This window comes from Nocardioides sp. Root140, from assembly GCF_001426745.1.
In the GTDB taxonomy this organism is placed as follows: domain Bacteria; phylum Actinomycetota; class Actinomycetes; order Propionibacteriales; family Nocardioidaceae; genus Nocardioides.
Genome location: NZ_LMFI01000001.1, coordinates 355,278 through 380,278, shown reverse-complemented (window position 1 = coordinate 380,278; position 25,001 = coordinate 355,278). Strand labels below are relative to the sequence as shown.

At 70.8% G+C, this 25,001-nt stretch carries 27 protein-coding genes; 15 read left to right on the top strand and 12 right to left on the bottom strand.

The genetic code is table 11. From position 1 onward, the window contains the following. Positions 1–112: 112 nt before the first annotated feature. Entirely contained in the window at positions 113–253 is a 141-nt protein-coding gene (locus ASD30_RS26340) for a hypothetical protein (protein ID WP_156393486.1), read from the bottom strand. Between the two features lie 154 nt (positions 254–407). Here ASD30_RS26340 and ASD30_RS01840 point away from each other — a divergent pair, with 154 nt between their 5' ends. Beyond that, positions 408–1,325, top strand: a complete 918-nt coding sequence (locus ASD30_RS01840) for a hypothetical protein (protein ID WP_056676135.1) — start codon at positions 408–410, stop codon at positions 1,323–1,325. 154 nt (positions 1,326–1,479) lie between these two features. Here the strand turns inward: ASD30_RS01840 and ASD30_RS01835 are convergent, their stop codons facing one another. From ASD30_RS01835 to ASD30_RS01825, 3 genes are all read right to left on the bottom strand, one after another. Further along, the gene (locus tag ASD30_RS01835) at positions 1,480–2,637 is read right to left on the bottom strand and encodes an RNA polymerase sigma factor (protein ID WP_235532475.1); all 1,158 of its coding nucleotides are present in this window, start codon (positions 2,635–2,637) and stop codon (positions 1,480–1,482) included. Then, positions 2,634–3,047, bottom strand: a complete 414-nt coding sequence (locus ASD30_RS01830) for a YciI family protein (protein ID WP_056676132.1) — start codon at positions 3,045–3,047, stop codon at positions 2,634–2,636. Before ASD30_RS01830 ends, ASD30_RS01835 begins: the two co-directional genes overlap by 4 nt. A gap of 115 nt (positions 3,048–3,162) precedes the next feature. Continuing rightward, on the bottom strand, positions 3,163–3,546 hold the full coding sequence (locus ASD30_RS01825; RefSeq protein WP_056676128.1) for a VOC family protein: 384 nt from the start codon (positions 3,544–3,546) through the stop codon (positions 3,163–3,165). A 140-nt stretch (positions 3,547–3,686) separates the two neighbouring features. On the opposite strand from ASD30_RS01825, the gene ASD30_RS01820 reads away from it, so the two are divergent. Both ASD30_RS01820 and ASD30_RS01815 read left to right on the top strand, forming a co-directional pair. Further along, complete coding sequence (locus ASD30_RS01820; RefSeq protein WP_056676125.1) at positions 3,687–4,904, top strand: MFS transporter; 1,218 nt, start codon at positions 3,687–3,689, stop codon at positions 4,902–4,904. A gap of 42 nt (positions 4,905–4,946) precedes the next feature. Continuing rightward, positions 4,947–5,213, top strand: a complete 267-nt coding sequence (locus ASD30_RS01815) for a DUF2087 domain-containing protein (protein ID WP_056676124.1) — start codon at positions 4,947–4,949, stop codon at positions 5,211–5,213. 34 nt (positions 5,214–5,247) lie between these two features. Here ASD30_RS01815 and ASD30_RS01810 read toward each other — a convergent pair whose 3' ends face one another. Next, positions 5,248–5,865: a pentapeptide repeat-containing protein gene (locus ASD30_RS01810; RefSeq protein ID WP_056676121.1), complete on the bottom strand. Its 618-nt coding sequence runs from the start codon at positions 5,863–5,865 to the stop codon at positions 5,248–5,250. Positions 5,866–6,000: 135 nt separating this feature from the next. Between ASD30_RS01810 and ASD30_RS01805 the strand changes: the two genes are divergently transcribed. Then, on the top strand, positions 6,001–7,761 hold the full coding sequence (locus tag ASD30_RS01805) for an MFS transporter (RefSeq protein WP_156388606.1): 1,761 nt from the start codon (positions 6,001–6,003) through the stop codon (positions 7,759–7,761). 28 nt (positions 7,762–7,789) lie between these two features. Here ASD30_RS01805 and ASD30_RS01800 read toward each other — a convergent pair whose 3' ends face one another. Continuing rightward, on the bottom strand, positions 7,790–8,350 hold the full coding sequence (locus ASD30_RS01800) for a TetR/AcrR family transcriptional regulator C-terminal domain-containing protein (RefSeq protein WP_056676115.1): 561 nt from the start codon (positions 8,348–8,350) through the stop codon (positions 7,790–7,792). A 101-nt stretch (positions 8,351–8,451) separates the two neighbouring features. Here ASD30_RS01800 and ASD30_RS01795 point away from each other — a divergent pair, with 101 nt between their 5' ends. The 8 genes from ASD30_RS01795 to ASD30_RS01760 all read left to right on the top strand — a co-directional run bounded on the left by ASD30_RS01795 (position 8,452) and on the right by ASD30_RS01760 (position 15,737). Continuing rightward, positions 8,452–9,099, top strand: a complete 648-nt coding sequence (locus ASD30_RS01795; RefSeq protein WP_056679093.1) for a biotin transporter BioY — start codon at positions 8,452–8,454, stop codon at positions 9,097–9,099. 2 nt (positions 9,100–9,101) lie between these two features. Continuing rightward, positions 9,102–9,803 carry an energy-coupling factor ABC transporter ATP-binding protein gene (locus ASD30_RS01790; RefSeq protein ID WP_056676112.1) on the top strand — a complete coding sequence of 234 codons (702 nt, stop codon included), beginning with the start codon at positions 9,102–9,104 and terminating at the stop codon, positions 9,801–9,803. After that, a complete protein-coding gene (locus ASD30_RS01785; RefSeq protein WP_056676107.1) occupies positions 9,800–10,423 on the top strand; it encodes an energy-coupling factor transporter transmembrane component T family protein in 624 nt (207 codons plus the stop codon). The genes ASD30_RS01790 and ASD30_RS01785 overlap by 4 nt, the downstream gene beginning before the upstream one ends. A gap of 196 nt (positions 10,424–10,619) precedes the next feature. Next, positions 10,620–11,831, top strand: coding sequence for a biotin synthase BioB (gene bioB, locus ASD30_RS01780; protein ID WP_056676105.1), 1,212 nt, complete (start codon positions 10,620–10,622; stop codon positions 11,829–11,831). A gap of 4 nt (positions 11,832–11,835) precedes the next feature. Next, on the top strand, positions 11,836–13,110 hold the full coding sequence (locus tag ASD30_RS01775; RefSeq protein ID WP_082563632.1) for an adenosylmethionine--8-amino-7-oxononanoate transaminase: 1,275 nt from the start codon (positions 11,836–11,838) through the stop codon (positions 13,108–13,110). After that, a complete protein-coding gene (locus ASD30_RS01770; protein ID WP_056676102.1) occupies positions 13,107–14,255 on the top strand; it encodes an 8-amino-7-oxononanoate synthase in 1,149 nt (382 codons plus the stop codon). The genes ASD30_RS01775 and ASD30_RS01770 overlap by 4 nt, the downstream gene beginning before the upstream one ends. Beyond that, positions 14,252–14,932 carry a dethiobiotin synthase gene (bioD, locus tag ASD30_RS01765; RefSeq protein WP_082563490.1) on the top strand — a complete coding sequence of 227 codons (681 nt, stop codon included), beginning with the start codon at positions 14,252–14,254 and terminating at the stop codon, positions 14,930–14,932. Before ASD30_RS01770 ends, bioD begins: the two co-directional genes overlap by 4 nt. A gap of 97 nt (positions 14,933–15,029) precedes the next feature. Beyond that, positions 15,030–15,737 carry a PT domain-containing protein gene (locus tag ASD30_RS01760; RefSeq protein ID WP_056676099.1) on the top strand — a complete coding sequence of 236 codons (708 nt, stop codon included), beginning with the start codon at positions 15,030–15,032 and terminating at the stop codon, positions 15,735–15,737. A gap of 68 nt (positions 15,738–15,805) precedes the next feature. Here ASD30_RS01760 and ASD30_RS01755 read toward each other — a convergent pair whose 3' ends face one another. Continuing rightward, entirely contained in the window at positions 15,806–16,354 is a 549-nt protein-coding gene (locus tag ASD30_RS01755) for an NADPH-dependent FMN reductase (RefSeq protein WP_056676096.1), read from the bottom strand. 88 nt (positions 16,355–16,442) lie between these two features. Between ASD30_RS01755 and ASD30_RS01750 the strand changes: the two genes are divergently transcribed. Then, a complete protein-coding gene (locus tag ASD30_RS01750; RefSeq protein ID WP_414858568.1) occupies positions 16,443–17,072 on the top strand; it encodes a TetR/AcrR family transcriptional regulator in 630 nt (209 codons plus the stop codon). A 24-nt stretch (positions 17,073–17,096) separates the two neighbouring features. Here the strand turns inward: ASD30_RS01750 and cimA are convergent, their stop codons facing one another. Continuing rightward, positions 17,097–18,680, bottom strand: coding sequence for a citramalate synthase (gene cimA, locus ASD30_RS01745; protein WP_056676093.1), 1,584 nt, complete (start codon positions 18,678–18,680; stop codon positions 17,097–17,099). 267 nt (positions 18,681–18,947) lie between these two features. Between cimA and ASD30_RS01740 the strand changes: the two genes are divergently transcribed. Next, the gene (locus ASD30_RS01740; protein ID WP_056676089.1) at positions 18,948–19,610 is read left to right on the top strand and encodes a MerR family transcriptional regulator; all 663 of its coding nucleotides are present in this window, start codon (positions 18,948–18,950) and stop codon (positions 19,608–19,610) included. A 30-nt stretch (positions 19,611–19,640) separates the two neighbouring features. On the opposite strand, the gene ASD30_RS01735 is transcribed toward ASD30_RS01740, so the two are convergent. From ASD30_RS01735 to ASD30_RS27735, 4 genes are all read right to left on the bottom strand, one after another. Beyond that, positions 19,641–21,329: a serine/threonine-protein kinase gene (locus ASD30_RS01735; protein WP_156393484.1), complete on the bottom strand. Its 1,689-nt coding sequence runs from the start codon at positions 21,327–21,329 to the stop codon at positions 19,641–19,643. 181 nt (positions 21,330–21,510) lie between these two features. Then, positions 21,511–22,584, bottom strand: coding sequence for a branched-chain amino acid aminotransferase (locus ASD30_RS01730; RefSeq protein WP_156393483.1), 1,074 nt, complete (start codon positions 22,582–22,584; stop codon positions 21,511–21,513). Between the two features lie 90 nt (positions 22,585–22,674). Continuing rightward, the gene (locus ASD30_RS01725) at positions 22,675–23,736 is read right to left on the bottom strand and encodes a 3-isopropylmalate dehydrogenase (RefSeq protein ID WP_056676080.1); all 1,062 of its coding nucleotides are present in this window, start codon (positions 23,734–23,736) and stop codon (positions 22,675–22,677) included. A gap of 10 nt (positions 23,737–23,746) precedes the next feature. After that, a complete protein-coding gene (locus ASD30_RS27735) occupies positions 23,747–23,872 on the bottom strand; it encodes a hypothetical protein (protein ID WP_268788269.1) in 126 nt (41 codons plus the stop codon). 380 nt (positions 23,873–24,252) lie between these two features. On the opposite strand from ASD30_RS27735, the gene ASD30_RS01720 reads away from it, so the two are divergent. Further along, on the top strand, positions 24,253–24,819 hold the full coding sequence (locus ASD30_RS01720; protein WP_056676078.1) for an O-methyltransferase: 567 nt from the start codon (positions 24,253–24,255) through the stop codon (positions 24,817–24,819). The last annotated feature ends 182 nt before the right edge of the window (positions 24,820–25,001 follow it).

Genomic DNA, 25,001 nt, shown 5'->3' with positions numbered 1-25,001 from the left:
GAGCGAGGAACGAGCGTCTCGAAACCACGAGTCGGCACGAGCCGACGCAGTGGGGAGCCCCCGCTCAGTCCCACTACGTCGACTCGTGCCGACTCGCTCGTTCGGGACCGAGTCAGGAGCGCATGAGGCGACTGCGCAGCGCCCTCGACCCGGCGCTGGTCTCGGCGCGCCGACGGCGACGGGCAGCCTCGAGCTGCACGGTCAGGCGCCGCGCAGCCTCTTCCGGACTGATGCGTCGTGCGGTGGTGGCCATGCCCTTCTCCGTTCGTCGCTCTTCTCTACATACAGACTCCCTCAGACCCGATTTGGTTGCATCCACCCAGGGGATTGTTCGAGTACGACTTTGGTCGGGGGTCGTGGGCGCACCGTTTCGCGGGCTCGGCGCCGTCGCTCCTACCCTTGTCCCCATGACCGAGGTGCTGGACGAGACGACGTGGCAGGCGCGGGCGCACGCGCACGCCGAGCGCGTCGACGCCTACATCGAGCCGCACCTCGCACGCCGCGGATCGAGCGTGAAGCACCCGGTCCACGACTTCCTGTTCACCTACTACTCGCAGCGTCCCGCCCAGCTGCGCCGCTGGCATCCCGGGTACGGCGTGGGGCTGGCCGGTGACGTCTCGGCGTACGCCGGCCTGAAGGGCTATGTGCGTGCCGGTGGTTTCGAGACGCGCGCCAGCGCGCGCTCCTCAACCAACGGGGATGTCACGGTGTCGGCCGAGTACGTCGCCACACAGCGGCCGTTGATCGAGTCGCTGCACCGACTCCTCACCGCCACCGCCGGACGGGCACCGACGTTCGGCTGCTTCGGGCTGCACGAGTGGGCGATGGTCTACAGGCTCTCCGAGGACGAGACCCGGCACGCCGACTGGCCGTTGCGCCTGGGCGCCACCGGCACCGACGACGTGGTCGAGTCGCACAGGATCACCTGCTCGCACTTCGACGCGTTCCGCTTCTTCACTCCCCCGGCCCGACCGCTCAACCAGCTCCGGCCCGGCCGCGACGACCGGCCGGCCTACGAGCAGCCCGGCTGCCTGCACGGCGGCATGGACCTCTACAAGCACGCCTTCCGGTTGACCCCGATGATCTGCTCCGACCTGGTCGCCGACTGCTTCGAGCTCGCCCGCGACATCCGCGTCCTCGACATGCAGGCCGCGCCGTACGACCTGGTCGACCTCGGTTTCGAGCCCGTCCGCATCGAGACACCCGAGGGCAAGCAGGAGTACGCCGCCCGCCAGCGCGGGTTCGCCGAACGCGGTGCCCCACTGAGACAACGCCTGATCGACGAGTGCGCGCGGCTGCTGACGGTGACCGCTCGATCGGCTTGAGCGGCGCGGTCGACCTGCTCGCCCTGCGCCGACGGCCCACGTGCACGTCAACGGGCACAACGGTGCGATGAGGCCCTTTTCCAGCCTGTTCCGGCACGTTGTGCCCGTTCGCCGGTACAACGCCGATCGGAGTCCGCTGTGTGTCCGGAGGTCGTCAGCCGGCCAGACCCTGGCGGAGGCGGGCGGCCTGGCGGGTGAGGTGGTCGCGCTCGGCCGTGCTCGTCGCGAGGTGTGCGGCGTCCGCGTAGAGCTCGGCAGCATGCTCGAGCGAGCCGGCCCGCTCGGTGAGGTGCGCCCGCACGGCCACCAGTCGCGGCAGGTCGGCGGGCAGCTCGTCCAGGGCGCGCAGGGCGACCAGTGGACCGTCGACCTCACCGAGGGCCACCACTCGGTTGAGCGCCACCACCGGGCTGTCGGTGAGCCGCAGGAGCTCGTCGTACCACTCGAGGACCTGTGGCCAGTCGGTCTCGTCGGCCTCGGGCGCATCCGCGTGCAGGGCGGCGATCGCGGCCTGCGCCTGGTACTCCCCCAGCCTGTCCTTCGCGAGCGCCGTCTGGAGGATCTCGACACCCTCGGCGATCAGCGTCGTGTCCCAGAGCGACCGGTCCTGGTCGGCCAACGCGATCAACGAGCCGTCGGAACCGCGCCGCGACGTACGCCGGGCATCGTGGAGCAACATCAGCGCCAGCAGTCCGGCCACCTCGGGATCGTCGGCGGCCCGGGCCAGCTGCCGGGTCAGCCGGATCGCCTCGGCGGCCAGGTCGACCTCGCCGCCGTACCCCTCGTTGAAGACGAGGTAGAGCACCTTGAGCACCCGGCCGAGGTCGCCGAGCCGGGTGAGCCGCCGGTCGGAGACGGTGCGCTTGGCCCGGCTGATCCGCTGGGCCATCGTCGCCTCGGGCACGAGATGGGCGAGAGCGATCTGGCGGGTGGTCAGGCCGCCGACGGCACGCAGCGTCAACGCGATCGCGGCGGTCGGCGACAGGTCCGGGTGGCAGCAGAGGAACAGCAGCTGCAGGGTGTCGTCGGCGTTCTCGGTCTCACCGGGCTCGGGCTCGTCGTGGAACCTCTCCTCGCGCCGCCGCCGGGCGTCGGCCGAGCGCACCATGTCGACGTACTTGCGCCAGGCGACGGTGATCAGCCAGCCCTTGGGCTCGGCCGGGGCCTCGGCGGGCCATCGTTCGACGGCGGCGAGGAGGGCCTCCTGCACGGCGTCCTCGGCCGCCGCGAAGTCTGCTCCGCGGCGGACGAGGACACCCAGGACCTGGGGGCCGAGCAGCTTGAGCTGCTCGTCGAGGCCGGACACCGTCACTCGGTGACCGTGGGCGGCTCGACCATGAACGGGCGCACCTCGAGCCACTCGTGGAGCGGCTGCCCGCCGGGGCCGGGGGCCGACGACAGACGCGCCGCCACCTCGTAGGCACGTTCCTGCGAGTCGACATCGATCGCCATCCAGCCGGCGATGAGGTCCTTGGTCTCGACGAACGGTCCGTCGGTCACCGGCGGCTTGCCCTCGCCGTCGTAGCGCACGAACGTGCCCTCGGGCGAGAGCGCCTGGGCATCGACGAGCTCGCCGTTCTCCTCGAGCTCGTCGGCCAGGTCCCGCATGAACTGGATGTGGTCGGTGACCTCCTCCGGCGACCACTGGTCCATCGGGACATTGCCGATCGGCATCCGCTCGGGACCGCCGCGGTAGTGCTTGAGCAACAGGTACTTCGCCATGATGATCTCCTTGGATTCCTCAGGTGCCCCCGGTGGGCACCTTCACCCCCGGGACGGAGCCGTCGAGCGGTTCTCGACATGGGCGGGGAAACTTCTTCCAGGGCCTGGTGAACGCTCAGGGCCAGGTCGTGGCATGCGCGTCGAAGTCGCTCCCGGTCTGCACCGGCACGACGCAGAAGACGAGGTCGCCCGGATCGCGCATGACGGCGTACGCCTCGTGGCGTTGCTCGACCCTCGCCCCGGCCGCGACCAGCCGCGCGACCTCGGCGTCGACGTCGTCGGTCTCGATGTCGAGGTGCACCCGCGGCGGCGTGCCCGCGCCGGTGCGCTGCAGCTCGAGCATGACGCCGCCGCCGAGAGGGTCGAGGCTGTCGTAGACCGGTTCCTCCCCGTCGGGTCGCCGGGTCGAACCCCGCGCCTGCGCCCAGAACGCGGCGGAGCTCTCGAAACGGTCCACGGGATGGTCGACCAGGACGACACCGATGCGGCTGCGATGCATGAGTCCGAACGTATCGCGAAGCACGTCTCGACGAATCGCCCGAGACCCGCCGGAGTCGGTAGAATCGGCGGCGTACAGGGCTCTGGCGTACCTGTTGGGCGGGAAGGTACGCACCCGCTTCTGCGAACCCTGGAGTTCCCGTGTCACCCCTCACCGGCTACAAGAGGCTGTTCGGCCTCACCGGCCCCACCTACGTCCTCGTCGGCTTCCTGGCCCGCCTCCCCCTGGCCATGAGCCAGCTGGGCGTGCTCCTCCTCGTCGCCGGCACCACCGGCAGCTACGGCGCCGGCGGCGCCTGTGCCGGGGCACTCGCGATCGCCAACGCGGTCGGCGCCCCGTTCTGGGGTACGGCGGCAGACCGGGTCGGACAACGCAGCGTCGTCCTGCTCCAGTCGCTGGCCGGAGCCGCCGCGATGATCGTCCTGCTCGTGCTCACCCACGCGGGTGTGCCGTGGGGCTGGTCGGCGGTGGCCAGTGCCGCGGCCGGCTTGGTGATGCCGCAGGTCGGACCGATGGCACGCGTGCGGTGGCGCCCGATCACCGCGCGCAGCGAGCACCAGAAGAAGCTCGTCGACATCGCGTTCTCCTACGAAGGCGCGGCCGACGAGGCGTCGTTCGTGCTCGGCCCGGCCCTGATCGGCCTCGGCGTCTCCCTGGCCAGCCCGTCCTTCGCGCTCTCTGCCGCGGCCGTGGTGCTTGCGGTCTTCGGTGCGTGGTTCGCGCTGCACCCCACCGCCGTACAGGCCCACGACGCGCACGAGGACACCGGCATCCACGACCTCACCCTGGTGACCCCCGCCCTGATCCTGCTGTGCGCCTCCCAGCTGGTGATCGGCGCGGTGTTCGGGTCGGTGCAGACCGGCACGTCGGTGCTGGCCACCGACGCCGGGCAGCCGGGTCTCACCGGCTACTTCCATGCGCTGCTCGGCGTGGGCAGCGTGGTCGCCGGACTCTCGATCGCCGGGTTGCCGGACCGTTTCACGCTGCCCGCACGCCTGCGCTGGTTCGCCGTCGCCCTGCTCGTGCTGGCCGTGCCGTTGCTGCTGGTCGACTCCCTCGCGCTGTTGGCCCCGGTGCTGCTCGTGCTCGGCGTCAGCGTGGCGCCGTACATGATCACCACATTCACCCTCGGCGAGAGGATCACCCCGCCTGCCCGCACCGGCGCCGCGATGACGCTGCTGGCCGCCGCCACCGGTCTCGGGTACGCCGTGGGTGCGGCCATCGCCGGCCGGCTCGCGGACTGGGGCGGCCAGACCCCGGCCTTCGCGGTCACCGTGGCTGCCGGCGTCGTCGCGGTCGTCGTGTCGTGGGGCGGCAGCCGGGTGCTCGCGCGAACGGCGGAGCACGTGCCGGCCTGAAACCCGGTGGCGTGCCCGGCGCGCGCGTCCTAGGTTCGGAGCATGGACTCAAAGGTTCTCGGGAACTTCCTCGACGCCGAGGGACGACTGCACACGATCCCGACGAAGCGGGCCAAGCGGCTCGTCGTGCTCGACCACCTGGCGCAGTCGTTCGAGCTCGGCCGGACCTACCCCGAGATCGAGGTTAACGAGATCCTCCGGGCGTTCCACCCCGATGTCGCGGCGCTGCGGCGCTACCTGGTCGACGACCAGTTCCTCACCCGCGAGGACAGCGTCTACTGGCGCAGCGGCGGCACCGTCGACGTCTGACCGTTCCGGTCGACGCGCGGGCGACGGCCGACAGTCACTGCCTGACCGGCTCCGCGTCGACGAGCGCGCCCTGCAGCTCGGCGAGGAGTACGGCGCCCGCGAGGTCGAGGTGCGTACGCCGCAGATGGGCTGCCGCGAGGTCGACCCGGTCGAGAGAGGCACCCCTCAGGTCGGCGCCCGCCAGCTTCGTCTCGCGCAGGTTGGCGCCGTCGAGGTTCGCGCCGACTAGCGACGTCGAGGTGAGATCGCTCATCGAGAGGTCGGCCTCGCGCAGGTCGAGGCCGGCGAGGTCGAGCTTGCTGAGGTTGAGCCCGCGCATCGTCACGCCCCGCCACTGGCCGCCGACGACCTTGATCGGGCGGACGGTGCAGTCGGCGAAGACCGAGCCGATCATCTTGCAGCCCTCGAAGGTCGCGTCGAACAGGCTGGTCCGCTGGAAGTCGCAGGCCACGAACGCGGTGTGACGGTGGGTGCTGGCGTTGAGCCGGCTGTTGGCGAATGTGCACTGGTCGAACGTCGCACCGGAGGTGACCACCTCACTGAGGTCCATGTCGGTGAACGTGCAGCGCACGAAACGGGCCGCGCCCAGGTCCTCGGCGTACCAGTCCTCCTCGCGGTAGTGGAGGTCGGTGTTCTCGATCGGATCCGTCACGACCCCCACCGTAGGCGTGCCCGCCGACGGCGGCGGCACCGACTGGTCCAGACCAGATCGCGGATTGACCGGAAACCCACCAGGACCGTGCGGAGCGCACTACGGTCGAAAGGCAGCGTGCACCAGGAGGCAGGCGTGGCATCGGACGAGACATCCGCCGTGGCCTCCGCTCCCGCGCCTCGGGTCGGCCTCGTCGCCAGCACCCGCACTGCCCTCCACGAGACGAAGGCTTCGCTCAGGTCGGTCTTCGGCAACCCCGGCCTGAGGCGGGTTCAGCTCGCCCTGGCCGGATCGATGATCGGCGACTGGGCCTACGCGACGGCGGTGACGGTCTGGGCGTACGGCGTCGGCGGGGCCAGCGCCGTCGGCATCTGGGCAGCGATCCGGCTCGCCCTGATGTCGGTGACGGCACCCTTCGCCTCCACCTGGGCGGACCGGGCCCCGCGCAAGGCGGTGATGGTCCTGTGCGACATCGGCCGCGCCACGCTGGTGGCCGCCGCCGCGGCCTGTCTCTTCCTGGACACTCCCGCCGCACCGGTCTTCGTGCTGGCCACGCTCACCTCACTGTTGGGGACACCTTTCCGCTGCGCGCAGCGAGCCCTGATGCCGACTCTGGCCGACAGCCCGGAGGAGCTGACCGCCTCCAACGGGTCGTCCAGCACGATCGAGAGCCTGTCCTTCTTCGTCGGTCCCGCCCTCGGAGCGCTGCTGATCGGCGCGACCAGCGTGTCGGTGGTGTTCTGCCTCAACGTCGTCACGTTCGTGTGGTCGATGGCGATGGTGCTCGGCATCCGGGTCCCGCACCCCACCAGCGGCCCCGACGAGGAAGCCGGCGTCGACACGGGAGGCGGTGACGACGCGGGAGGCGGTGACGACGGGGACGACGCTCCGCGGGAGAGCTTCCTGTCCGAGGTCTCCGGTGGCTTCCGCTGCATCTGGGCCGACAAGGACCTGGTCGTGGTGACCTGGCTGGTCGCGATGCAGACGATCGTGGCCGGCGCCTCCACCGTCTTCCTCGTGGTGATGGCCGTGGAGGTCCTCGACACCGGAGCCCACGGTGTCGGCTACCTCGAGTCGGCGCTCGGCGTCGGCGCCGTCCTGGGTGGATTCCTGGCGATCTCGAGGGCGTCCCGGCAGCGCCTCGCCCAGGACCTCACGACGGGCGTCCTGCTGTGGTCCGTGCCGCTGGTCCTGGTCACGCTGTGGCCCTCACCCGTGACGGTGTTCGCAGCCGTTGCCCTCCTCGGCCTCGCCAACCCACTGGTCGACGTCAACCTCGACACCATCGTCCAGCGCATCAGCCCGGACGCGGTCCTCGGGCGGGTGTTCGGGGCCCTCGAGTCGTGCCTGATCGCGACCATGGCCCTCGGCGCCTTCGCCATGCCGTTCCTCCTCGACCTGTGGAGCCTGCGCACCGCGCTCGCCGTCGTCGGGCTGGGCGTGGCCCTGGCCGTCGTACCGTTCATCGCCCGCATGCGTCGTCTCGACGCACGGCTCACCGCGCCGTTCGGAGCCGATCTGCTCGCCGCCGTTCCGATGTTCGCACCACTTCCCCGTTCCGTCGTCGAGGGCCTGGCCGGTCAACTGGTTCGCCTCGCGGTGCCGGCCGGGTCGGTCGTGCTGCGCCAGGGCGAGGAGTCCGACCGGTTCTTCGTCATCGAGTCGGGGCTCGTGGAGGTCACCCAGGACGGCGTGGTGCTCCGCCGCGAAGGGCCCGGCGACTTCTTCGGTGAGATCGGCCTGCTGCGTGACGTGCCGCGGACGGCCACCATCACTGCGTTGGAGGACACCGTGCTCCACGCCCTCGGCCGTGATGACTTCCTCGCGGCCCTCACCGGGGAGCGCGAGGCGTTCCTCGCGGCCGACGACATCGTCTCCCGCAGGCTCACCGTGTGAGTCGTACGTCGCCTCGCGGCGACTGCGGTCAGGACGAGACCGCGGCACGCACCCGGATGCCGTCGAGAACCAGCGCCAGCCCCAGCGCGAAGTCGGACTCCTCGCGCGGCCGGTCCTCGATCGCACCGGCGCTGCTGGCCTGCATCTGGGTCTGCTCGTCCATGACGTGGCCCAGCACGAAGTGGATCAGCGTGCGGGCAGCGACGGGCGCCAGGTCGGCGTCGAGGTCGGCGTCGGCGAGCGCCTCGGCCAGCTCGAGTGCCGGGGCCTCCGCGCCGAGGCCGAACGCGCTGACCGTCGCCACGAGCTCGGCTCCGTCACGGTAGGCCAGCATCGCGTCGCGGAGCTGGCCGCACACCTCGACGACCCGGTCGTCCCAGGCGGTCGTCGTCCGAGGTCGGGTGCCACGGTGCAGGATCTCGTCGGCCACGGCGGCCAGGAGGGTCTGCTTGTTGGCGAAGTGGTGGTAGAGCGCGCTGGGTTGCACGCCGAGCTCGCTGGCCAGGCGGCGCATGGAGAGGTCGGCCAGCCCGTAGGCGTCGAGCACGACGATGGCGTGTTCGACGACGTCCGCCCTGCGGTAGCTCAACTTCCCACCCCTCCTTGAGGATCTACGATGCACTGACCTTAACCTGAACAGTGTTCAGCAACGGCTCCGGCCCGCGACACCTTGCAGAAGAGACGACGACCTTGAGCACGCAGACCCCGACCAGCACCCGGCGTACGACCTCGAGCACCACCGACATCGCCCTGATCGCGGCGTTCGCCGCACTGATCTCGGCCTGCGCGTACGTCGGTGCGATCCCGGTCGGCGGCGCCGGCGTGCCGATCACCCTGCAGACCTTCGCGGTGATGCTGACCGGCTGCCTGCTCGGCCCCGTGCGCGGCTTCCTCGCGGTGGCGCTCTACCTCGGCCTCGGCGCGATCGGCCTGCCGGTCTTCGCCGAGCACTCCTCGGGCCTGGGCACCTTCACCGGCGCCAGCGCCGGCTACCTGTGGTCGTTCCCGGTCGCCGCGCTCGTCGCGGGGTTACTGGTGAAGTACGTCGCCGGCCAGCGCCGCACCAGCGCGCTGGTGATCTTCCTGTGCTCCGCCGCGGGCAGCATCCTGGTCATCCACCCGATGGGCATCGTCGGCATGAAGCTCTTCTTCGACGTCAGCTGGCACGAGGCGATGACCTACGACCTGCCCTTCTGGCTCGGCGACTTCGTCAAGACCACGCTGGTCGCACTGATCGCCGCAGAGGTGCACCGCGCCTTCCCGCAGCTGCTCGCCCGCGCCCCTCGCCACGCGGCTCCCGACGCAGCGCTTCGCGACGCGGCACCCGACGCGGGCTGACCGTGCCGCGGATCGAGTTCGACCGGGCGGGCGTCGTCGTCCCCCTTCCCGGTGACGGCGGATCCCGCGTCGTGCTCGAACCCACCACGCTCGAGCTCACCGAGCACCGGATCGGCGTGATCGGCGCCAACGGATCGGGCAAGTCGACCCTGGCCCGCATGCTCAACGGGCTGGTCCTGGCCACGACCGGGTCGGTGCGCGTCGACGGCCTCGACGTACGCCGCGACGCCGCGGCAGTGCGTCGTACGGTCGGGTTCTGCTTCACCGATCCCGCCGCCCAGCTGGTGATGCCGACCTGCGTGGAGGACATCGAGCTGTCGCTGCGGCGGCAGGAGAAGTCGCCCTCTCGGCGACGCGAGCTCGCCCTGGCGGTGCTCGACGAGAACGGACTGCTCGAGCACGCGCACGACTCGGTGCACTCGCTCTCGGGCGGGCAGAAGCAGATGCTGGCACTGGCCGGGGTGCTCGCCGTACGCCCCTCGCTGGTCGTCGCCGACGAGCCCACCACGCTGCTCGACCTGGCCAACACCCGACGGGTCGGCGACCTGCTCTTCGACCTCGAGCAACAACTCATGCTCGTCACCCACGACCTCGACCTGGCGCGGCGCTGCGACCGGGTGCTGGTGGTCGCCGACGCCCGGGTCACCTTCGACGGCGACGCGGACGAGGCCGTCGAGCACTACGTCACGTCGGTGTCGGCATGAGCCAGGGTTCCGGCAGCGTCCTGGTCGGGATCTATCAACCCGGCACGACGCTGCTGCACCGCCTGCCGGTCGGGGTGAAGGTGGTCGCGCTCGGCGTGCTCAGTCTCTCGATCGTGCTGGTGCGCAGCATGCCCGCGTCGTTCGCGTTCCTCGCGGTGGCCCTGCTGCTGGTCTCCGTTGCCCGGGTGCGCCTGCGCACCCTGTGGCGGGCGGCCCGCAGCATCCTGCTGCTGGCCGCATTCGTGGCCGCCTTCCAGTGGTGGTGGTACGGCGGCGCGAAGGCAATCGAGTCGTTCGTCGACCTGGTCACGCTGGCGCTGGCCGCGGTGGTGGTCACCGCGACCACGTCGGTCAACGCCATGCTCGATGCCGTCGTCCGCTGGCTCGGACCGTTCCGCCGCATCGGGGTGAAGCCCGAACGGGTCGCGCTGGCCTTCGCCCTGGCGATCGGCGCCCTTCCCGGCACCGTCACCCTGGCCCACGAGACCCGCGACGCGGCCCGCGCGCGGGGCCTGGGCCGGCATCCGCGCGCCTACCTCTCGCCGTTCGTGATCCGGGTGGTGGCCCGGGCCATGGAGACCGGCGACGCGCTCCACGCCCGCGGCATCGGCGACGACTGATACGTCAAGGATCCACGGCTCGACGCGCAACGATCCACGGTTCGCGACGCAAGAGTCCACGGTTCGACCACCCACGTGCAGGATGTCCATCATCCCGACGTGTGTTGCGGCGTCCCGTCGAACTCGCTTAACCTGAACACCGTTCAGGTTGCCTGAACACCGTTCAGGTTCGCCGACGACCAGGAGACGTACCCACATGACGACCCACTTCGACCAGCTCGCCGACCGGATCCTCGACGGCGGCGCCGCGTCCGAGCCCGATGCCCTCGCCGTGCTGCAGACCACCGACGCGGAGCTGCTGTCCGTGGTCTCCGCGGCTGCCCGGCTGCGCCGTGAGCACTTCGGCAACACGGTCAAGGTGAACTACCTGGTGAACCTGAAGTCGGGCCTGTGTCCCGAGAACTGCAACTACTGTTCCCAGGCGCTCGGGTCGCAGGCACCGATCCTGAAGTACTCCTGGCTGACGAAGGACGACGCCCTCCAGCAGGCCGGGGCCGGCCTCAAGGGCGGCGCCACCCGGGTGTGCATGGTGTCGTCGGGCCGCGGACCCTCCGACCGCGACGTCGACAGGGTCGTGGAGATGACCGAGGCGATCAAGGAGACCTACGACGGGGTCGAGGTGTGCGCCTGCCTCGGGCTGCTCAAGGACGGCCAGGCCGACCGGCTCAAGGCCGCCGGCGTCGACGCCTACAACCACAACATCAACACCGCCGAGAGCAACCACGACAACATCGTCCAGACCCACACGTACGACGACCGCATCGACACCATCGGCAAGGCGAAGTCGGCCGGCCTCTCCCCCTGCTCCGGCCTGATCGCCGGACTCGGCGAGACCGACGAGCAGCTGGTCGAGGCGCTCTTCGCCCTCCGTGCGCTCGACGCCGACTCGATCCCGGTGAACTTCCTGATGCCCTTCGACGGCACGCCGTACGAGAACACGTGGGAGCTCTCGCCGATGCGGTGCCTGCGGATCCTGACGATGGCCCGGTTCGTGTGCCCCGACAAGGAGATCCGCATCGCGGCCGGCCGCGAGATGCACCTGAGGTCCCTGCAGGCCACTGCCCTCCAGGTGGCCAACTCGATCTTCCTCGGCGACTACCTCACCTCGGAGGGACAGGACGCCAGGTCCGACCTCGAGATGCTGCGCGACAACGGCTTCGTGATCCTCGGCAACGAGGACGCGTTCGCCAACGGCAGCCTGCCGGCCCTCGACTCCCTCGAGCCCGCGGCCGGTGACTGCGGCTCGGCATCCGCGAGCCCGTGCGGCAGTGCCTCCGACGGGGCCGGCTGCGGCTCGGCCTGTGGCGGCGGCTGCTCGGGGCATGCCGACGAGGCAGTGGGCGAGACGTCCCACAACCCCGTGATCCGCAAGCGTGGCGCGGGCACCGAGGCTCCCGCGAACGCGTGACCGCGTGAGCACCGACACCGCCTCCCTGCTCGCCTACGACCGCGAGCACGTCTGGCATCCCTACACGTCGATGACCGACCCCACTCCGACGCGACTCGTGACGGGGGCGTCCGGCGTACGTCTCGAGCTCGAGGGCTCCGGCGAGGTGATCGATGCGATGAGCTCGTGGTGGTCGGCGATCCACGGCTACCGCCACCCCGCGCTCGATGAGGCAATCGCCAACCAGGCAAGGGAGTTCGCGCACGTCATGTTCGGCGGCCTGACCCACCGGCCGGCGATCGACCTGGCTCGCACGCTGGTCGAGATCACCCCCGCTCCACTGCAGCACGTCTTCCTGGCCGACTCCGGATCGGTCAGCGTCGAGGTGGCGATCAAGATGGCCGTGCAGCACCAGCGTGGCCGCAGCCGCCCCGAGCGCACCCGCCTGCTCACGGTCCGCGGCGGCTATCACGGCGACACCTGTGGCTGCATGGGCGTGTGCGACCCCGTGGGCGGCATGCACACGATGTTCACCGGCATGCTGCGCTCCCACGTCTTCGCCGACCAGCCACCGGCACCGGGCGGCGACCTGGCCGGCTGGAGCGCCTCGTTCACGGCACTCGCCGAGGCACACGCCCACGAGCTCGCCGGCATCATCGTCGAGCCGCTGCTCCAGGGCGCCGGCGGCATGCACCCCTACGACCCGGCCTGCCTCACCGTCATGCGCGAGGTGGCCGACCGGCTCGGACTGGTGCTGATCTTCGACGAGATCGCCACGGGCTTCGGCCGCACCGGCCACCTGTTCGTCTCCGAGGTGGTCACGCCCGACATCCTCTGCCTGGGCAAGGCGCTGACCGGCGGCTACCTCACCCTGGCCGCCGTGCTCTGCTCCTCCGACATCGCGGGCGGCATCTCGGCCAGCGAGTCCGGCGTGCTGATGCACGGCCCCACGTTCATGGGGAACCCACTGGCCTGCGCGGTCGCCTCCGCCTCGATCGACCTGCTGCTGAGTCGCGGCTGGGAGACCGACGTCGCCCGCATCAACGCCGCGCTCGAGCGCGGCCTCGCTCCCCTGCGCCAGCTCCCCGGGGTGTACGACGTCCGCACCCTCGGCGCCGTGGGCGTCGTACAGCTCGACCACCCTGTCGACGTGGTGGCGGCGACCGATGCCGCACTCGCGAACGGTGTGTGGATCCGCCCGTTCCGCGACCTGATCTACACGATGCCTCCGTACATCTCGTCCGACGACGACGTCGCCCGGATCTGCACCGCGCTGCACGCCGCGGCGGTCGCGGGATGAGCAGTGCAAACAGCGGGACCGGCTGGAGTGCCTGGCTGGCCGAGCAGGCGGAGGCACGCGAAGACGCCGGGTTGACGAGAATCCTCAACCCACGCAGGGCGGACGACGACACCATCGACCTCGCGGGCAACGACTACCTCGGCCTGTCCCGCCACCCCGAGGTGGTCCGGGCGGCAGCCGACGCGGTCACGCAATGGGGTGCCGGAGCGGGCGCCTCGCGACTGGTCACCGGCACCCTCGACCTGCACGCCGACCTCGAGCGCGAGCTGGCCGACTTCCTCGGCTGGCCGGCCGCCCTGGTCTTCTCGACCGGCTACCACGCGAATCTCTCGGTGGTCACTGCGCTGGCCGACCGCGACGCCCTGGTGGTCTCCGATGCGCACATCCATGCCTCGCTGATCGACGCCGTCCGCCTCTCCCGCGCCCAGACCGTGGTGACCCCGCACAACGACGTCGCCGCGGTGCGGAGCGCGCTCGCGGCGGCCGACGGCCGACGTGCGCTCGTGCTCGCCGAGTCGATCTACTCCGTGCTCGGCGACGCCGCTCCCCTGGTCGACCTGGCCGCCGTCTGTGCGGAGCACGACGCCCTGCTCGTCGTCGACGAGGCGCACGGCGTCGGGGTGAAGGGCACCGGCGGCCACGGGCTGGTCCGTGAGCTCGGCCTGGCCGACCACCCCCACGTCGTCGTCACCGCCACCCTGTCGAAGGCGCTCGGCGCGCAGGGCGGCGTGGTCCTCGGCCCGGCGCCGCTGCGCGAGCACCTGGTCAACCGTGCCCGCCCGTTCATCTTCGACACCGCGCTGGCCCCGGCACCGACCGCCGGCGCCCTGGCCGCCCTGCGCCACCTCGTGGCGCACCCCGAACTGCCGCGCGCCATCCACGACCGGGTGGCGACGCTCGGTCAGGCGCTCGAGGTCGACCTCCCGGCCGGCGCCGTGCTCTCGGTGCCGCTCGGGGCTCCCCGGGTGGCAGTCGCCGCCCAGGCCGCCTGCCTCGCCGAGGGTATCCGTGTCGGTTGCTTCCGGCCGCCGTCGGTGCCCGACGGGGTGTCACGGCTGCGCATCACCTGCAACGCCGGACTGCCGGAGGCGCACTGGCAGCACGCCACCGACGTCATCGGCCGCGTCGTCAAGGAGCACCGGTGAGCGGTCGCATCATTGTGGTCACCGGCACCGACACCGGGGTGGGCAAGACGATCGCCACCGCCGCCCTCGCCGTACGCGCGACCGCGCGGGGCACGGTCACCGTCGTGAAGCCCGCACAGACCGGCATCGGACCGACCAACACCGACGAGCCCGGCGACGTCGACGTGGTCCGTGCCCTCACCGGCTGCGCGGTGGAGGAGTACACCCGCCTGCCCGACCCACTGGCCCCCGACACCGCCGCGCGTCGAGCCGGCGTCACGATCCCTGCAGTGGCGGAGTACGTCGTCCGGGTGCGTGCGCGCGCCGAGGCGGTCGACACCGTGATCGTCGAGGGAGCCGGCGGCCTGTTGGTGCGTCTCGACACCGACGGCGGCACGCTGCTCGACCTGGCCGCCGACCTCGACGCCGAGGTGTACGTCGTGGTGCGGGCCGGGCTGGGCACCCTGAACCACACCGAGCTCACCGTTGGCGCCCTGCGGTCCCGGGGCCTCGAACCGGCCGGACTCGTCATCGGCGCCTGGCCGCACTCCCCCGACCTTGCCGAGTCGTGCAACCTCGACGACCTGCCCCGCGCGGCCGGCGTACCCGTGGTCGCCGTACTCCCCGAAGGTGCCGGCGGCCTGGACCGCGCGTCCTTCACCGCCGCCGTCCCCACCTGGTTCACCGACACTCCCTGACGATCCCGTGGTTGCGGTCCCGGGAGTGTCGGGAATGATTGCGTGGGCGGAGCATCGGGTAGGGGTGGTGCTCCGGAGTCACCGACAGAGGAGTGTCATGCGTTCAACCATCCAGAGCAACCGTCGCCGGCGCGCGGTCGCCGGGCCGATCGTCCTGGCGCTCCTGGTGGCCGGGCTGCTCGTCGGGTGCGACTCCGACGAGAAGTCCAGCGTGGTGGCCGGAGATCCGGCGGTGGCGCCGAGCAGCACTCCCACCGACGACCCGTCGACGGACCCCACCGAGTCACCCAGCACGACGCCGACCGACGCCCCCTCCACCACGGACCCGAGCACCACGCCGCCGCCCGGCGGCCGACTCACCGCCGCGGAGTACGCCCACGACTGGGACTTCAAGCTGGACGGCGTACGCATGGCGGCCGACCACGTGCGCGGCAAGGACTACCCGGACTGCTCGGGCCTCGAGGTCAAGGGCGCGCTCACCAAGCGCGGATGCGTGTACGGCGTCAAGGTGACGCTCAAGGCACTGGGCGGCCGGGTGATGATCACGCACATGATCCTGGAGATGAAGAGCGACAAGAAGGCCAAGACGTTCTCCAACGACAAGACGCTGACCGACGGAGACTTCAACTACCAGAAGGCCGACATCGTCCCGGGCTTCGACAAGGGCCAGTGGCGCGTGCGCAGCGCCGGGAAGTACGCCGTGTTCACGGTGGTCACCGGCGGCAAGGGCGTCACCGCCAAGCAGGTGAAGGACTACCTCCACTACACGAACGCCGACTACACCAGCGCCCTGCTCTGGCGCTGAAGACGCAGATACTCCCTGACGTTCCGGCCCCTCCTTGGGGACCGGAACGTCAGGGAGTATCGGAAATGTCAGGCTGCGGAGGTCTCGGTCTCGGCGGCGACCAGGGCTTCGACGGCGCTGACCAGACGGGCCACGACCTCGTCGTCGGCGAGGATGTCCCCCTCCATCGCGGACTGCGACACGACGATCTCCTGGAGCACCTGGGCACCGGCGATGGTGGCCGAGTGGCGGGCGTGCTCGTGGGCCCACTTGCCGCCGTACGGCGTGGGGGTGGCGCCGACCACGGCGAACGGCTTGCCCACGACGGCGCCGGCGCCGTACGGGCGGGACAGCCAGTCGATGGCGTTGTTGAGCACGGCGGGCATGGTGCCGTTGTACTCGGGGGTGACGACCAGGACGCGGTCGGCGGCGGCGACGTCGGCGCGCAGGCGGGTGGCTGCCTCGGGCGCGGTCTCGCCGTCGATGTCCTCGTTGTAGAACGGGATCTCACCGAGGCCGTCGGCGATGTCGATGGTGACGCCGGCCGGGGCCTGGGCCTGGAGGGTCTCGGCGATGCGGCGGTTCAGGGAGTCGGCGCGGAGGCTGCCGACGAGGACGAGCACGCGGGTGTCAGACATGGAGCTGTCTCCTCAGAGGTTTGTTGGACGAACAGAGGGCATAAGCGGACCGCGGTCCGCTTTATTCCGGGCCTCTAGGATGAGTGTTGTGACACCGCCCACGAAGCCCCGAGCTGCCGACGACCGGCAGGTCAGGGCCGAGCTGCCGCTGCTCGGCCAGCCGGCACCGGAGCGCCGCGACGCCGCGCGCAACCGCGACGCGGTGCTGAACGCGGCCCTGCGACTCGTCGAGGCCAACGGCGCCTGCGCGGTCACCATGGAAGCGGTGGCCGAGGCCGCGGGAGTCGGCAAGGGCACGGTGTTCCGGCGTTTCGAGAGCCGGGCCGGCCTGATGGGCGCGGTGCTCGACCACTCCGAGTCGGCCTGGCAGAACGCCGTCATCTCCGGTCCGCCGCCGCTCGGGCCGGGCGCTCCCCCACTCGAACGACTCCGGGCCTTCGGACGCTCCCGCCTCGACCTGAACCTGCGCCACGCCGACCTCATCGAGGCAGCGATCTCCTCCTACGGCCGGTCGTACGCCGCCTACTCGTTCGCCGCGATGCACGTCCGCTACCTGCTCACCGAGCTCGGCGCCACCGGAGACCTGCACCTGTTGACCACGGCGGTGCTCGCGCCGCTCGAGGCCGAGATCCTGCGCCAGCACAGGGCCGAGGGCGTGGGCGAGGAGCGCATCATCGCCGGGTGGGACGACCTGGTCCGGCGCATCCTCGCGGGCTGAACCAGCCGCGCACCCGGCCCGCAGTCACTCCACGTGGTGGCGGCGCAGCCCGAACGTCAGCCCGTCGACGAGCGCGCCCCACGACGCCTCGATGACGTTGTGGCCGACCCCGACGGTGACCCAGGACGACTCGCCGTCGGTGGTCTCGATCAGCACCCGCGTAGTCGCGTCGGTGCCGTGGCCCTGGTCGAAGATGCGCACCTTGTAGTCGATCAGCTCGAACTTCGCGACCTCCGGATAGGCCTGGCCGATGGCCTGGCGCAGGGCGTGGTCGAGCGCGTTGACCGGGCCGTTGCCCTCACCGGTCACCACGAACCGCTCGCCGCCGGCGCGCAGCTTGACGGTCGCCTCGGAGATCGCCTCGCCGCCGGGCGAGGTCTCGGTGATCACCCGCCACGACTCGACCTCGAAGTACGCCGGGCGCACTCCCTCGGCCTCCTCGACGAGCAGCAGCTCGAACGACGCGTCGGCCGCCTCGAACGTGTAGCCGCGCGACTCCATCTCCTTGACCCGGTTGGTCAGGCGGGTGACAAGGTCCTTGTCGCTGGAGAGGTCGTAGCCGAGCTCCTTGCCCTTGAGCTCGACGGTCGCCCGGCCGGCCATGTCGGAGACCAGCAGCCGCATGTCGTTGCCGACCTGCATCGGGTCGAGGTGCTGGTAGAGGTTGGGGTCGACCTTGATCGCCGAGGCGTGCAGCCCGGCCTTGTGAGCGAACGCCGAGGTGCCGACGTACGGCTGGCGTGAGGCGGGCGGGAAGTTGGTGATGTCGGCGACGGCGTGGGCGATCCTGGTCGCCTCGGCCAGGGCGCCCTCGGGCAGCACCCGGCGCTCCAGCTTCAGCTCGAGGTTGGCGATCACCGAGACGAGGTCGGCGTTGCCGGTGCGCTCGCCGTACCCGTTCATGCAACCCTGCACGTGGGTGGCGCCGGCCTGCACGGCCGCGATCGAGTTGGCGACCGCGCACCCGGTGTCGTTGTGGGCGTGGATGCCCACGCGTCCGCCGGTCTCGGCGATCACGTCGGCGACGATCTCACCCACCCAGTGCGGCAGCATGCCGCCGTTGGTGTCGCACAGCGCGACCACGTCGGCGCCCGCGTCGTACGCCGTGCGCAGCACCTCGAGCGCGTAGGAACGGTCGAGCCTGTAGCCGTCGAAGAAGTGCTCGGCGTCGAGGAACACGCGCTGTCCCTCGCCGGCCAGGTGGGCCACGGTGTCGCGCACCATCGCGAGGTTCTCCTCGAGCGTGGTGCGCAGCGCCAGCTCGACGTGGCGGGTGTGCGACTTGGCCACCAGCGTGACGTACGGCGCGCGGCTGTCGCGGAGCGCGGCGACCTGCGGGTCGTCAGCGGCGGCCAGGCCAGCCTTGCGGGTGCTGCCGAACGCGGCCAGCCTGGCGTGGCGCAGGTCGAGCTCGTCGGCGGCGCGGGCGAAGAACTCGGTGTCCTTCGGGTTCGCGCCGGGCCAGCCGCCCTCGATGAAGCCGACACCGAGCTCGTCCAGCAGCCGGGCGATGTTGAGCTTGTCGGCGACCGACAGGTTCAACCCTTCCTGCTGTGCGCCGTCGCGCATCGTGGTGTCGTAGACGTGGAAGGCCCCGTGGAGGTCCATTCGTCTCATCTCGCTTCGGTTGTCCGGTTCGGGGGTGTGGCAACAAAAAAACCTCCCGGAGTACGAGAGGTTGCGCGTCGGGGAGTCCCTGACGCGCTAGTCGATAATGATCGCGATCTGCTGCACGTGCCCAGTTTGCCACGGAACCACGTGCCCGAAGCCTGCCGTCTCGGAATCCGACCTTCCCCATTCTTCTGCGCGGCACCCGGGAGCCGACCTACTCTTGGGCGATCCAACATCCGGACAGCTTTGAGGAACTCCCCACCCATGCGCATCAGCAAGCTCAGCGAGCGCGCCGGCCTGCCGGTCGGCACGGTCAAGTTCTACCTTCGCTCGGGGCTCCTCCACGCCGGCCGGGCGACCAGTGCCACGCAGGCGTTGTACGACGAGACGCACCTGAAGCGCCTGCGCCTGATTCGCGCACTGCTCGAGGTCGGCCGGCTCTCGCTGTCCGACATCCACGAGATCCTTGATGCGATGGACCTTCCCGACGTCGATACGGAGTCCCGGGTCACCCGGGTCCGCGCGGCGATCGCGGCCTCGTCCGGCGTCTCCGACAGCATCGACGTGACCGCCGCGCAGGATCTCCTGGCCGACCTCGGGTGGCACGTGGCCGCCACGTCTCCTCACCTCCCGGCCCTGGCCCGTGCCTTGTGGGCCGCCGAGTCCGTCGGCCTGGAGATCGACCCCGACCACTTCTCGGCGTACGCCGAGGCGGCGGCACTCGCCGCGCACAGCGACCGCACCGCGATCAGCGAGACGTCCGCCGAGAACCTGCCCACGACGGTGGCGGCCACCACCGTCCTGCTCGACCAGGTGCTGATCGCGCTCCACCGGCTGGCCATGGAGAACGACCCGGTCGACTCCCGGGGTGTTCCGCGCGGGGCCCGCCACCTGCCCGGACCGCGTCAGCCCGCCGCCAGCGCCTGAACCCGGTCGCTGATCCAGCGCACGGACCCGTCAGAGGTGGCGGCCCAACCAGGTGCCGGGGGCCCACGGCGACTCGTCGAACGGCGCCCACACCGGGTCGTGGCCCACCGCCCACCACACCATGAGGGCGGAGGCGGCGACAAGCAGCAGCACGCCGACCAGCCAGGGCACCGGGGTGCGGGCCAGGGGCAACCCGATCCGACGCAGGGGTGACCTCAGCCGGGAGCTGCCCGGGCCGGTCCAGTGCACGACACCGAGGAACACGCCCGAGACCCCGAGCGCCGTGAGGTCGTCGACGTCGAGGGCCACCATCACCAGTCCGACGCAGCCCACCAACAGAGCGGTCCAGACCAGCAGCATGATCGACGCAGGCAGCGAGACGAGGAAGTGCCACGGCGCGGCCATCAGGTTGAGCACCCCGTCGTACCACTTCGGGCCGCGGCGACCACGTCGATCGGTGGCCGCGCTCGCGGAGAGCGACAGGCTGCGCAGCACCACGGTCACGACCGCGATCGACACGCTCACGACGTACGGCGCCAGCACGAGTCCCCCGGCGACCGCACCGAGGACGGCAGCACCCAGGATCCAGCGGCGGAGGCGCTCGGTCCACGACACCCGCGCCGGTGCCGCACCCGCCGGGGCAGGCACCTGGTAGGGCTCGCGCATCGGCGGCGGCAGGGTGTGGTCCGGCCGCGGCGGGGCCGCCTCGGTCGCCGGGCCGGCCAGCGGTTGGTTCAGTGATTGCGACGGCGGCGCCGGGGGCGGCTGCCTGCGGGTCGGGTCGTCCTCAAACCTGCGGGTCTGCGGGGCGGCGACGTCGAGCGCCTCCTGGGCGGCCTGCGCGAACCCGGGGGTGATCGGCATCGTCATCGTGGGCGCCGGTCCGGGGACGGCGGGGCGTTCGGCGGTCGGCGAGCCACCGAGGGTCTCGATCACCTGCGGCAGGCTCGGTCGCTGGTCCGGTTCGGGAGCGAGCGCGGAGGTCACCAGCGAGAGGACCACGGGGTCCAGGCCGGTCAGGTCGTGCTCGCCGCGGCGCACGCGGTCCATCACCGCCACCGACGGCCCCTTGCCGTACGGCGCACGACCGGTTCCGGCGAAGGCCACGGTCGCCGCCCACGAGTGCACGTCGGCCGCGGTGGTGGGCTCGATGCCGTAGAGGATCTCGGGGGCGAGGTAGCCCGGTGTGCCGAGAAGCCAGCCGGTGCGGGTGATGTTCGCGTCGTCGGCGACCCGGGCCAGGCCGAAGTCGATCAGGACCGGGTTGCGACCTTCCATCAGCACGTTCGACGGCTTGATGTCGCGGTGCAGAACGCCCACCCGGTGCACGGCCTGCAGCGCCTCGGCCAGGCCCTGGGCGAACCACGCCAGGTCGTCTCCGGTCAGCGGACCCTCCTCGCGCACGTGGTCGTGCAGCGAGAGCCCGGGCACGTAGCGGGTGGCCACGAACGGCACCGGCCCCCACGGGTCGGAGTCGACGATCTCGGCGACCCGGACACTGCGCACCCGGCTGAGCGAGTTGACCTCGCGGGCCAGCCGGGCGCGGGCCTCGTCGTCGCCGACGACGTGCGGGCGCAGCACCTTGAGCGCCACGCGCTCTCCCCCGGGCTTGCGGGCGAGGTGCACGACGCCCATGCCGCCCTCGCCGATGCGCGAGAGGAGGGTGTAGTCCCCCACGCGCATTCCAGGTGGGGCCTGCCGGCCCGGAGTCGTCGTCACGTCGTGAGATTACCCGTGCCCACCGCCCCGAACCCCGTGTAACGCGCTGTCCGTGACGCTTTGCACCCGGCAGCAGCATGACCGTTGCTTAGACCGATTGACCTAGCCCCCTGCCGGCGGGTGCAGAAGTGTCAACAAGGGCGCCCAAGTGCCCGATTCGGTACGGCGTACGCACGCCGGATCAGACGACCTGGTGCATCCAGCCGAAGGAGTCGTCGGCGCGGCCGTACTGGATGTCGACCAGCGACTGCCGGATCTTCATCGTCAGGTCGGTCGACGCCGGCGCCGGGACCTCGCCGCCGTCCCACTTCAGGGCACCGACCGGGGTGATCACGGCGGCCGTGCCGCAGGCGAAGATCTCGGTGATCGCACCGCTGGTGACGCCCTCGCGCCACTCGTCGATGGAGAACTTGCGCTCCTCGACCTTGTGGCCGAGCTGCTCGGCCAGCTCGATCACGCTGGAGCGGGTGATGCCCTCGAGGATGGTGCCGGTCTCGGGGGTGACGATGCGTCCGTCGTCGAAGACGAAGTACATGTTCATGCCGCCGAGCTCCTCGACGTACTTCCCCTCCTGGGCGTCGAGGAAGACGACCTGGTCGCAGCCGTGGCCGCTGGCCTCCTGCTGGGCGACCAGCGAGCTGGCGTAGTTGCCACCGGTCTTGGCGGCACCCATGCCACCACGTCCGGCGCGGGTGTACTCCTCGGTGAGCCACAGGCTGACCGGCTTGATGCCACCCTTGAAGTAGGACCCGGCCGGCGAGGCGATCACCATGAACGTGACGTGCTGGCTGGGACGCACGCCGAGGAACACCTCGGTGGCGATCATGAACGGGCGCAGGTAGAGGCTCTTCTCCCCCGCCGCCTCGGGCACCCACCGCTCGTCGACCTTCACCAGGGCGTCGACGGCCTGCACGAAGTCGTCGACCGGCAGCTCGGGGAAGGCCAGGCGTCCGGACGAGCGCACCATGCGCTGCGCGTTGGCCTCGGGACGGAACGTGGCGATCGAACCGTCGGGCTGGCGGTAGGCCTTCATGCCCTCGAAGGTCTCCTGCGCGTAGTGCAGGACTGCGGTCGCCGGGTCCATCGTCAACGGGCCGTACGGCGTGACGCGGGCCGCGTGCCAACCCTCGTCGGGGGTCCACTCGGCGGTGAACATGTGGTCGGTGAAGAACGTGCCGAAGCCGGGGGCCGCGAGGATCTCGGCGAGGCGGGCGTCGTCGACGATCTTGTCGCTCAGGGTGGTGCTGATCTCCATGGACATCAAACTATCTGACCTTCTGTGAAATGAGCGACGCCGGGCACGTCGAAGCGACGTACCCGGCGCCAGAGGCTGGCGAAGTACGTGTCAGCCGGCTACTCGCGCGGCGATCGCGTCGCCGATCTCGGACGTAGGGCGGGCAACGCCGGCCGTGCGCTCGGACAGGTCCGCGAGGACGGCGGACTCGATGGACCGGGCCGCGTCGTCGAAGCCCAGGTGGTCGAGCATGAGGGAGACCGAGAGGATCGCCGCGGTCGGGTCGGCCTTCTGCTGGCCCGCGATGTCGGGAGCAGAGCCGTGCACGGGTTCGAACATGGAGGGGGCGGTGCGGTCCGGGTTCACGTTGCCGGAGGCGGCCAGCCCGATGCCACCGGTGATGGCGGCGGCCAGGTCGGTGATGATGTCGCCGAAGAGGTTGTCGGTGACGATCACGTCGAAGCGGGACGGGTCGGTGGTCATGAAGATCATCGCCGCGTCGATGTGCATGTAGTCGGTCGTGACGTCGGGATGCTCGGCGGCCACGGACTCGAAGAGGCGCCACCACACGGAGCCGGCGTTGACCAGCACGTTGGTCTTGTGGACCAGGGTGAGCTTCTTGCGGGGGCGGCGCTCGGCCCGGGCGAAGGCGTCGCGGATCACGCGCTCCACACCGAAGGCGGTGTTGACCGAGACCTCGGTGGCGACCTCGGCCGGTGTGCCGACCCGCAGCGCGCCGCCGTTGCCGGTGTAGGGACCCTCGGTGCCCTCACGCACGACCACGAAGTCGACCTCGCCCGGCTCGGCCAGCGGCGAGGTGACACCGGGGAAGATCCGCGAGGGGCGCAGGTTCACGTAGTGGTCGAGCTCGAAGCGCAGCTTGAGCAGCAGGCCGCGCTCGAGGATGCCGGGGGGCAGGTTCGGGTCGTTCGGCTTGCCGCCGACGGCGCCGAGCAGGATCGCGTCGTGGCCGCGGATCTCCTCCAGCGTGCTCTCCGGAAGGACCTCACCGGTGGCGAGGTAGCGCTCGGCGCCCAGGTCGTAGCGGGTCTGCTCGAACTTCACGGGGGCAGCCACCTCGAGCACCTTGAGTGCTTCGGCGGTGACTTCGGGGCCGATGCCGTCGCCAGGGATGACGGCGAGGCGGACGGTCTGGGGAGGAGTCGTGGTCATGACGATGAATCTAGTTGTCGTCGGGGCGCGGGCCGCCGTTGTCTCGCAGGTCAAGAGCGGCCTGGACGGCCTCCATGCTGCGTGGGTTCTCGGGGTTGTGGCTGGCAGGTCCCCACTCGGGGTACATGTCGTACATGGGTCTCTCCGTTCGGTGTCGCATCGGTTGATCGGGCGTGGGTGGTGCAACGAAGCCACGCCCCGCGACGGGGAGACGGGTGCCGAGCCGTGGATCGCACGGGCACCGACACGGTCCATCAGGACCAGAGAGATTGCGGATCACGCTGAAACTTCTGGCGATCCGCCGCGGGGCGTCTTCAGGTGGAAGAAGGCCCGTCGTACAAACACCACTCGCCACGGCGAGGTGGCCTTCTGTCAGGCCTCGCCGCGGCAGTGAATGAGTACGAGAACGCTCCGCATGATGGAGAAACCGTACGACGCCTCGCGTGAGTGCGCATCCGACTTCCCGGATCCGCTCACCATGCGAGACGACTTTCCCAGGATGAAAGACTCGACGCCATGAGCGCCCCGCCCGACCTTCCTTCCATCGTGTCCCGTGCGTTCGACGTGTCCCGCAAGTCGGGCTACGTGTCGTTCTGCCGCAACGAGACCGGACGACTCCTGGCCACCCTGGCCGCCACCCGCACCGGCACCTTGGCCGAGTTCGGCACCGGCTGCGGCGTGGGCACCGCATGGCTGCGCTCGGGCGTGCGCGGCGACGTCCGCATCGTCACGGCCGAGCTCGATGCCAAGCTGGCCGATGCCGCCGCCGAGATCTTCGTCGACGACGACTCCGTGGAGGTGCTGGCCGCCGACTGGTCGACCCTGCGCGACCAGGGACCGTTCTCGCTGCTGTTCCTCGACTCCGGTACGCCGTCCGCGGTCGGCGTCGACTCGATCGCCGAGCTGGTCGAGCCGGGCGGCATCGTCGTGCTCGACGACTTCGTGCCCTGCGAGCTGTGGCCGCCGATCACCGGCGGACGCGTCGACACCCTGCGCGAGCAGTGGCTCACCGACGATCGCTTCACCGCGGTCGAGGTGATGATCGCCTCCGACGCGTCGGCGATCATCGCCACCCGCCGGTAGGAGCAACCCGGCCGGCCGCGCCCCTGCTGCTGCGCGGCAGCCTGCTGTCCGTCAGCGCCGGCGCTCGACAGGTCGCGCATCAGCGCAACGGCACGACTCCATGGAAGCGTCGGTAAGTGCGGCAGTTGGCGCTCACGCCGGCGCTCGCCCGCCGCATGTGTGACGTGCCAGCACCAACTGCC

Bases quoted from the DNA above. Each gene is read 5' to 3' on its own strand.
- ASD30_RS01830 (WP_056676132.1), bottom strand. From the start codon at position 3,047: ATGGCGAAGTACCTGTTGCTCAAGCACTACCGCGGCGGTCCCGAGCGG.
- ASD30_RS01720 (WP_056676078.1), top strand. From the start codon at position 24,253: ATGAGCGCCCCGCCCGACCTTCCTTCCATCGTGTCCCGTGCGTTCGAC.
- cimA (WP_056676093.1), bottom strand. From the start codon at position 18,680: ATGGACCTCCACGGGGCCTTCCACGTCTACGACACCACGATGCGCGAC.
- ASD30_RS01815 (WP_056676124.1), top strand. From the start codon at position 4,947: ATGGACTCAAAGGTTCTCGGGAACTTCCTCGACGCCGAGGGACGACTG.
- ASD30_RS01770 (WP_056676102.1), top strand. From the start codon at position 13,107: ATGAGCAGTGCAAACAGCGGGACCGGCTGGAGTGCCTGGCTGGCCGAG.
- ASD30_RS01730 (WP_156393483.1), bottom strand. From the start codon at position 22,584: ATGGAGATCAGCACCACCCTGAGCGACAAGATCGTCGACGACGCCCGC.
- ASD30_RS01825 (WP_056676128.1), bottom strand. From the start codon at position 3,546: ATGCATCGCAGCCGCATCGGTGTCGTCCTGGTCGACCATCCCGTGGAC.
- ASD30_RS01740 (WP_056676089.1), top strand. From the start codon at position 18,948: ATGCGCATCAGCAAGCTCAGCGAGCGCGCCGGCCTGCCGGTCGGCACG.
- ASD30_RS01785 (WP_056676107.1), top strand. From the start codon at position 9,800: ATGAGCCAGGGTTCCGGCAGCGTCCTGGTCGGGATCTATCAACCCGGC.
- ASD30_RS27735 (WP_268788269.1), bottom strand. From the start codon at position 23,872: ATGTACGACATGTACCCCGAGTGGGGACCTGCCAGCCACAACCCCGAG.
- ASD30_RS01755 (WP_056676096.1), bottom strand. From the start codon at position 16,354: ATGTCTGACACCCGCGTGCTCGTCCTCGTCGGCAGCCTCCGCGCCGAC.
- ASD30_RS01840 (WP_056676135.1), top strand. From the start codon at position 408: ATGACCGAGGTGCTGGACGAGACGACGTGGCAGGCGCGGGCGCACGCG.
- ASD30_RS26340 (WP_156393486.1), bottom strand. From the start codon at position 253: ATGGCCACCACCGCACGACGCATCAGTCCGGAAGAGGCTGCGCGGCGC.
- bioB (WP_056676105.1), top strand. From the start codon at position 10,620: ATGACGACCCACTTCGACCAGCTCGCCGACCGGATCCTCGACGGCGGC.
- ASD30_RS01725 (WP_056676080.1), bottom strand. From the start codon at position 23,736: ATGACCACGACTCCTCCCCAGACCGTCCGCCTCGCCGTCATCCCTGGC.
- ASD30_RS01760 (WP_056676099.1), top strand. From the start codon at position 15,030: ATGCGTTCAACCATCCAGAGCAACCGTCGCCGGCGCGCGGTCGCCGGG.